We start from the raw sequence: 6,478 nt of genomic DNA, 5'->3' as shown, positions 1-6,478 counted from the left end.
CCTTCACGTCGGTGTCGGCAGTGCCCCAGGGTTCATGCAACATGGCGACGGCAGACATAATCTGTCCGCTGGTGCAGTAGCCGCACTGATAGCCATCGTGCTCGACGAAGGCGGCCTGCATGGGATGCATCTTCTGCGGTGTACCCAGGCCTTCGATAGTGGCGATCTCAGCTTTCTGGTGCATGGCGGCGAGGAGGAGACAGCTATTAGCGCGACGTCCGTCGACGTGGACCGTGCATGCGCCGCACTGGCCGTGGTCGCAGCCCTTCTTCGTACCGGTTAGGTGCAGGGTCTCGCGCAGGGTGTCGAGCACGGTGGCGCGAGGGTCGATACGGAGCTGATGTGTTTCTCCATTCACCTTGAGGGTGATGGGAATGGTTCCTGGAGTCTCGGGCATGGCGGGGTCTCCCTGCGGCTGAGGCCGCTCGGGTTCCGCAGATGCCACTACCGGAGCAACGGTTGCCGCAGCGGTGGCGACGCCCATAGCGCCCGCGCGCGAGAGGAAAGAACGCCGGCTGAGTTTTTCAAGCGAGGTAAGGGGTTTGGATGCGTCATCAGTGTGCTCTGCCATCGTGTGCCTCCTGGACTAACGATCGTCTGGATGGATTCCGCGAACGTATGCTGGACGCCGAGGGAACAGCAGCGTCGACGAGAGCTTCTGCGATGGAAGCCCTTCTGAACACCGACGACGTGCGCGGAAAAAAACCTTGAGCTGCATCCGGATAGATGCCGCTAAGTCTCCTAGCGATTGAGGCTACGCCAGAAAAAGCAGAGAGCGGTATCCCGATCCTGCCGTTTTTTTGCCTATTTCTCCGGGGTGCAGCAACGATGAATGGCGATGCTGCTTACTCATAGCGCAACGCCTCCATGGGGCTGACGCGGGAGGCGCGGCGGGCGGGTAGCCAGGCTGCAGGCAGAGCGATGGCGAGCAGGGCAACAATGGCCAGCACCAGGCTGAGTGGCTCGGTTGGCTTCAGACCGTAGAGCAGGCTCTGCAGCAGCTGGTTGGTGGCCAGGGTGAGCGCGCCTCCCAGGGCAATACCGGAGACAACGAGCAGGACGATCTCGCGCATGATCATCCAGCCGACGCTGGAACGGGCGGCGCCGAGAGCCATGCGGATGCCGATCTCATTGGTGCGTCGGCTGACGAGATAGCTCATCAGTCCGTAGATGCCGATCGCGGACAGAAAGACGGCGAGCAGGGCGAAGAAGGTTGAAAGCTGGGCAACAAGAGTCTGGTTGGTGATGCTGCGTTCGATCACGCGGTCGAGCGTAGTAACGCGGTTGATGGTGAGGGTACGGTTTATGGAATGAATGGTGTTCTGTACATCTTTGGAGACCGCATTGAAGTCGCCGGTGTAGCGGACGGCGAGCGTGCCATAACCCCACGGATGCTGCGGATTGGGAACGTAGTCGATGTACTGGCGATGCTCCTGCAGATTGCCGAATTTCACGTCTTTCACCACGCCGACGACCTCAACATCGTTTCTGGGCTCGGGATCTTTCCCGATGTAGATGTGACGGCCGATCGGATTGACGCCGGCGGGAAAGAGATCGCGCACCATGCTCTCGCTGAGGATGATGACCTTGTGCGAGGTTGCCGTGTCCTGCGGGCCAAAAGTGCGGCCGGCGAGCAGTGGGATCTGCATGGTATTGAAGTAGCCATTACTAATGACGTTGTGTTTGATGTTGACCGCATCGTTGTAGGCGGTTCCGGGAATATTGAGTGAAGTGTTCCAGCTTCCTTGATGGAAGGTGAACGAAGCAAAACCGGCGCCGTGCACCCCAGGTATGGCGGCGACGCGATCTTCGATCTGGGAAAACATGGAGATCATGCGTGGGTCTTCGCCTTTCAGGCCGAGGACCGAGGAATCCATGTTGACGAGCATTACACCGTCGCGGGGGAAGCCGGTGTCGACGTGCGTGAGGTTAACCAGGCTACGCAGGAAGAGAACGGAGGCGACAGCCAGGACGAAGGATATGGAGACTTGCGCGATGATGAGCACTTTGCCAAGGACATTCCGCGTTGCAACGTTGGCGCTGCTGCGGCCATCTTTGAGGGCTCCGGTCACCTCGCCTTGGGAGGCACGCAACGCCGGCACGATGCCGAAGAGCACGGCCGTTCCAACGGTAACGGCAAGCGAGAAGCCCAGCAATGGCAGGTTAAGCGAAACGTCGATGGGGATAAGGTCGGCGTCAGGGCCGCCGGAGATCATGCGCAGCAGCATGCGGTCGGCGACGACAGCGAAGGCGATCCCCAGCAGGCCTCCAGCTAGTGCAAGGATCACGCTTTCGGTGAGGAGCTGGCGGACGAGACGCAGGCGCTGCGCTCCGAGCGCCTGGCGTACTGCGAACTCGCGAGCACGTGCGGTGGAACGCGCCAGGAGAAGGTTGGCGATATTGGCGCAGGCGATCAGCAGCACCAGGGCGGTGACGCCCATCAGGAGCTTCAATGGGTCGGAGAACTGGTGACGCAGCCCGGAGATGCCGGTTGCAATTGGTGTAATCGCAACGTGAGCCGTTTGTAGATGAGACAGGTTGTAGTTATTGAGCCTGGCATCGGGGAAGCCGCGAGTGATCTGTTGATACAGGACATTGATCTCGGCTTCGGCCTGCGCGTGCGTGACTCCGGGTTTCAGACGGCCGAAGATGAGATTGGACTGGTAGAAGTTGTCTTTATAGCCCTTGTAGTGAGCAGGCAGCGAGTTCATCATCGCCATCGGTATCCAAAGGTCGGGCGCATGTCCGACGGTGATGCCGAAGAAGCCAGGAGGGGCGACGCCGATGATGGTGAAGGTGGTGTCGGCGAATTTGACAGTGTGGTTGAGGACATCGGGCGCTCCGGCAAGCGCGGTCTGCCAGAAGGCATAGCTGATGACGGCGAGAGGATGAAGAGCTGCCCTGGAGCTTTGACGGGCAGCGAGCGCAACACGATGGCGTCGAGAAAGCTGAAGATAGCGGTGTTCGCGCCAATGCCGAGAGCCAGCGAGAGTAAAGCGACGCAGGTGAGCCCGGGGGAGCGCAGCATGGAGCGCAGACCGTATAGCGTGTCCTGTGCAAAGGACTCGAGCCAGCTCCATCCCCAGGCGGCGAAACTCCGCTCGCGCAGAACGGTGTTGTTGCCAAAGCGCCGACGGGTTTCGCGATGTGCCTGTTCAGGGGCAAGGCCGGTGGCGACCTGCTGCTGCTCACGCAGCTCAAGATGGAGACGCATCTCCTCTTCGAGGTCGGCATTAAAGCGGGAGCGATGGAAGAGCATGCTGAGGCGGCGGAGAAGCTGGCGCATGGTGGTCTCCTTGGCGAAGCGGAGGTGCGATCAGGCAGGCTGCAGCACGGCGGTAATCGCGCCGTAGATACGGTGAAAGTGCGAAAGCTCAGTGGCGAGCTGTTTGCGGCCGGCGGCGGTCAGCCGGTAGTAGCGCGCGCGGCGATTGCCGGCGGTCGTGCCCCACTCGGCGGAGACCCATCCCTGGACCAGAAGCCGCTGTAATGCCGGATACAGGGAGCCCTCTTCCACCTGCAACACATCGCCGGAAGTATGCAGGATCGACTCGGCTATCTCGTAGCCATGCATCTCGCCATGGCGCGAAAGGGTGTTGAGGATCAGAAGGGAGAGGGAGCCGGGCGGAATGTCGTTGGGCTTCACAGAATGCTCCTTACTGCCATAGACAAACTATGGCAGTAAGAATGGATGACATAGGCAGACTATGTCAATGGGCTTTTGTTCTCCCTAGCTGCCGATGCAGCCACACACCATAAAAGGTCAACATGATCCAAAGCAGGCTTATGAAGCTAACGAGAGTCTCTGAGGCAAAGACATTAAAGCCTCTGAAACGATGAAGAAAGCCAGTTCCATATTCCGCGCGTATGAACGCACCTGCACACGCCAAAGCTGCCATCGACAAAAGCGGACGTCTTACTGCGGGTGTCTGCCGATGCGAAGTGGTAAACACCCAGCGGCGCCATAGCACTGCGAGCACGCACAACCCGAGCGCAGTACTGACATATTGAAGGAGTTTAAATACCTCAATAAAGCCGTCAAGCGGAAGTTGCAGGTTGTACTTCAATAACGGGAGATGGCGGTAGGGCCAAAAGCCTGGATGGGTGAAGGCATCCCAGATGATATGAGTAGCCGCCCCAAGCAGGATAGAGAGCACCATGACGAAGAAGGTTGGGATACTCGACGTAAAAATCTTCCCCATGGGGTTCTGACGGAGAGGGAATAGACGAGGCGCTGTGGCGATGAGTGCATCCGCGACATATTGCTGGAAAAGCCACAGCACGGCCAAAGACAGTGGGAGATCGAGTAGCAAAGCTCCAGGCAGGGTATGGCCAAAGCTGCCGCGCGGCACGAGCCTGAGAAAATACTCGAAATCCGGAGACAGACAGCCGACCACAAGCGCGGCTGTGTTCAGCCGCGTCCTGCGGAACGGTAGAGCTGCGACGGCATGCGCGGCAGTAAATGGCATTGTCGAATCATCTACTCAAATGGATGCTTCGATCAAAGGGCAGTACTTACGGCGCGGAAGTCCTCGACCAGCGATTCGAGGCAGTCGAGCGAGGTATCCCACGCGAACATGAAGCGTGCGCCGCCGCCGATGAAGGTATAGAACTTCCAGTCTCTGGCGCGCAGTGCTTCGGCGATGGCCGGCGGCATCTTCACGAAGACGCCATTGGCCTCGACCGGGAACATGAGCTCGATGTTGGGCAGACCAGCGATCTTCTCCGCAAATGTTCTGGCGCAGGTGTTGGCGTGGGCCGCGCGGTGCAGCCAGGCTCCGCCCTCGAGCATGCGGACCCAGGGGGCAGCGAGGAAGCGCATCTTGGAGGCAAGYTGGCCTGCCTGTTTGCAGCGATAGTCGAAGTCCTGCGAGAGCGTGCGATCGAAGAAGATCACGGCTTCGCCGACGGCCATGCCGTTCTTAGTTCCACCGAAGCAGAGAACGTCCACTCCGGCCTCCCAGGTCATGGCGGCAGGCGTGCAGTTGAGCGTCGCACAGGCATTGGCAAAGCGCGCTCCATCCATGTGGAGACGCAGGTCGAGCTCGCGGCACGCGTCTGCGATGGAGCGGATCTCTTCGAGGGTGTAGACCAGGCCGGTCTCGGTCGGCTGGGTGATGGTGACAACGCGCGGCTTGGGATAGTGAATGTCGGTGCGCCGAGATGCGATCAGACGGATCGCATCGGGCGTTAGCTTGCCATTCGACGAGGGAGCGACGAGAAGTTTGGCGCCATTGGAGAAGAACTCAGGCGCGCCACACTCGTCGGTCTCGACGTGCGCCAGCTCCGAGCAGATGACGCTGTGATAGCTCTGGCTCAGAGCTGCAAGCGCGAGGGAGTTGGCGGCTGTTCCATTGAAGGCGAAGAAGACATCGCAGTCGGTGCTGAAGAGCGTGCGGAAGGCATCCGCCGCCTGTGCTGTCCATGAGTCTGCACCATAGGCGCTTTCGTGTCCGACATTGGCTTCGGCCATGGCGGCCCATGCCTCAGGACAGATTCCGGCGTAGTTATCACTGGCGAACTGCTGTTTTGGTGCACACATGCGTATCGAACCCTTTCTTACTGGTCCATCAAAAGAAATCACGGATGTGCGGCTTTTCCCGAAGTTGCCGGACAGGCCACATCTCCCAGACGGGACGCCACCTTGCTCGGGGCAGGTTGGCGTTGAGCAGTGAGCTCAACTCTTGATGTCGTTCTGATGATAAACGGTGTCTGGGTTCGAAGCAATTTGTAGGACGCGCCTAGGCGTATCAGCAAAATTCGATGTGCGTTTTGTTAGAAAATTTCGGCCTTCCTTACCCACCTAGAGCATTTTTCCTGTTGCTGGGTATCCCGGAAGAAGAGCGCAGCGGCGTTTTCATTGCGGAAAACGCCCATAGATGCCGAAGCCCTACTCTACGCCTACAGGAAAATGCTCTAGCGTTGCGAGGGCACCCCGGCAGAGAAAATGAGAGAAGCAGATTTCTTCGCTGCGCTACGAAATGACAAACAAAAAGGGCGCCATTGTTCTAAGCGCTGAAGGCGCGTTCTATATCGGCCCTGGGCAACGCCCCAGGCCTGAGGATAGCTGAACTCTAGTTCTCGGCTGGCTTCTCGGCGCGATCGATCACCAGCACATCGACGGAGGTCTTTTCTGAGGAAAGCTTCAGGCCCAACTGCTCGCGGAGTGCCGTGATGAGCGAAGAACCCGCGTTCTCGCCGGCCTCCCATTGCAACGTGAAGTCGTAGTAGCCGTTGAGGCCTGTCTTATCCAGAACCATGCCGCCGCGAAAGGCCGGCTGCTGTGCGATGCGGTAGGCGAGGGCGGGCATGCCGACGCCGGAACCGGTCATGGTTGCCGTGCCGTTACTGCCGCGCTGATTGGTCCCGCTCATAGATTTCGCCGGTGCACCGGAGGTCTCATGCAGCTTAGGGCCGCCTTTGTCGATGACGAGGACGTAGGCTTTCATCTCACGGCTTTCGTGATGGAGTGTGAGAT

6 protein-coding genes, 1 pseudogene and 1 riboswitch are annotated in these 6,478 nt (G+C 59.3%); all 7 genes and pseudogenes read right to left on the bottom strand.

Going from position 1 to position 6,478, the window contains the following annotated elements; translation table 11 throughout:
* Positions 1-571, bottom strand: a 571-nt coding sequence (locus AB4043_RS18570) for a 2Fe-2S iron-sulfur cluster-binding protein (protein ID WP_442307746.1), incomplete at its 3' end; no start/stop codon positions are given.
* A gap of 274 nt (positions 572-845) precedes the next feature.
* Positions 846-3,080 (bottom strand): ABC transporter permease, encoded by a 2,235-nt coding sequence (locus AB4043_RS18565; RefSeq protein WP_442307745.1) that lies wholly within the window; start codon positions 3,078-3,080, stop codon positions 846-848.
* Between the two features lie 77 nt (positions 3,081-3,157).
* A pseudogene (locus AB4043_RS18560) lies at positions 3,158-3,214 on the bottom strand (hypothetical protein); the annotation flags it as partial.
* A 102-nt stretch (positions 3,215-3,316) separates the two neighbouring features.
* Positions 3,317-3,646: a PadR family transcriptional regulator gene (locus tag AB4043_RS18555; RefSeq protein ID WP_442302441.1), complete on the bottom strand. Its 330-nt coding sequence runs from the start codon at positions 3,644-3,646 to the stop codon at positions 3,317-3,319.
* 64 nt (positions 3,647-3,710) lie between these two features.
* Positions 3,711-4,469 (bottom strand): DUF4184 family protein, encoded by a 759-nt coding sequence (locus tag AB4043_RS18550; RefSeq protein WP_442302440.1) that lies wholly within the window; start codon positions 4,467-4,469, stop codon positions 3,711-3,713.
* A gap of 32 nt (positions 4,470-4,501) precedes the next feature.
* Positions 4,502-5,542, bottom strand: a complete 1,041-nt coding sequence (locus AB4043_RS18545; RefSeq protein WP_442302439.1) for a threonine aldolase family protein — start codon at positions 5,540-5,542, stop codon at positions 4,502-4,504.
* Between the two features lie 50 nt (positions 5,543-5,592).
* Positions 5,593-5,696, bottom strand: a riboswitch (SAM-I-IV-variant riboswitch).
* Positions 5,697-6,074: 378 nt separating this feature from the next.
* A partial coding sequence (locus AB4043_RS18540; RefSeq protein ID WP_442307744.1) for a TIGR03435 family protein occupies positions 6,075-6,478 on the bottom strand: 404 nt, incomplete at its 5' end.

Source organism: Terriglobus sp. YAF25, assembly GCF_052113305.1.
GTDB lineage: Bacteria > Acidobacteriota > Terriglobia > Terriglobales > Acidobacteriaceae > Terriglobus.
This window is presented reverse-complemented; position numbering and strand designations above follow the sequence as displayed.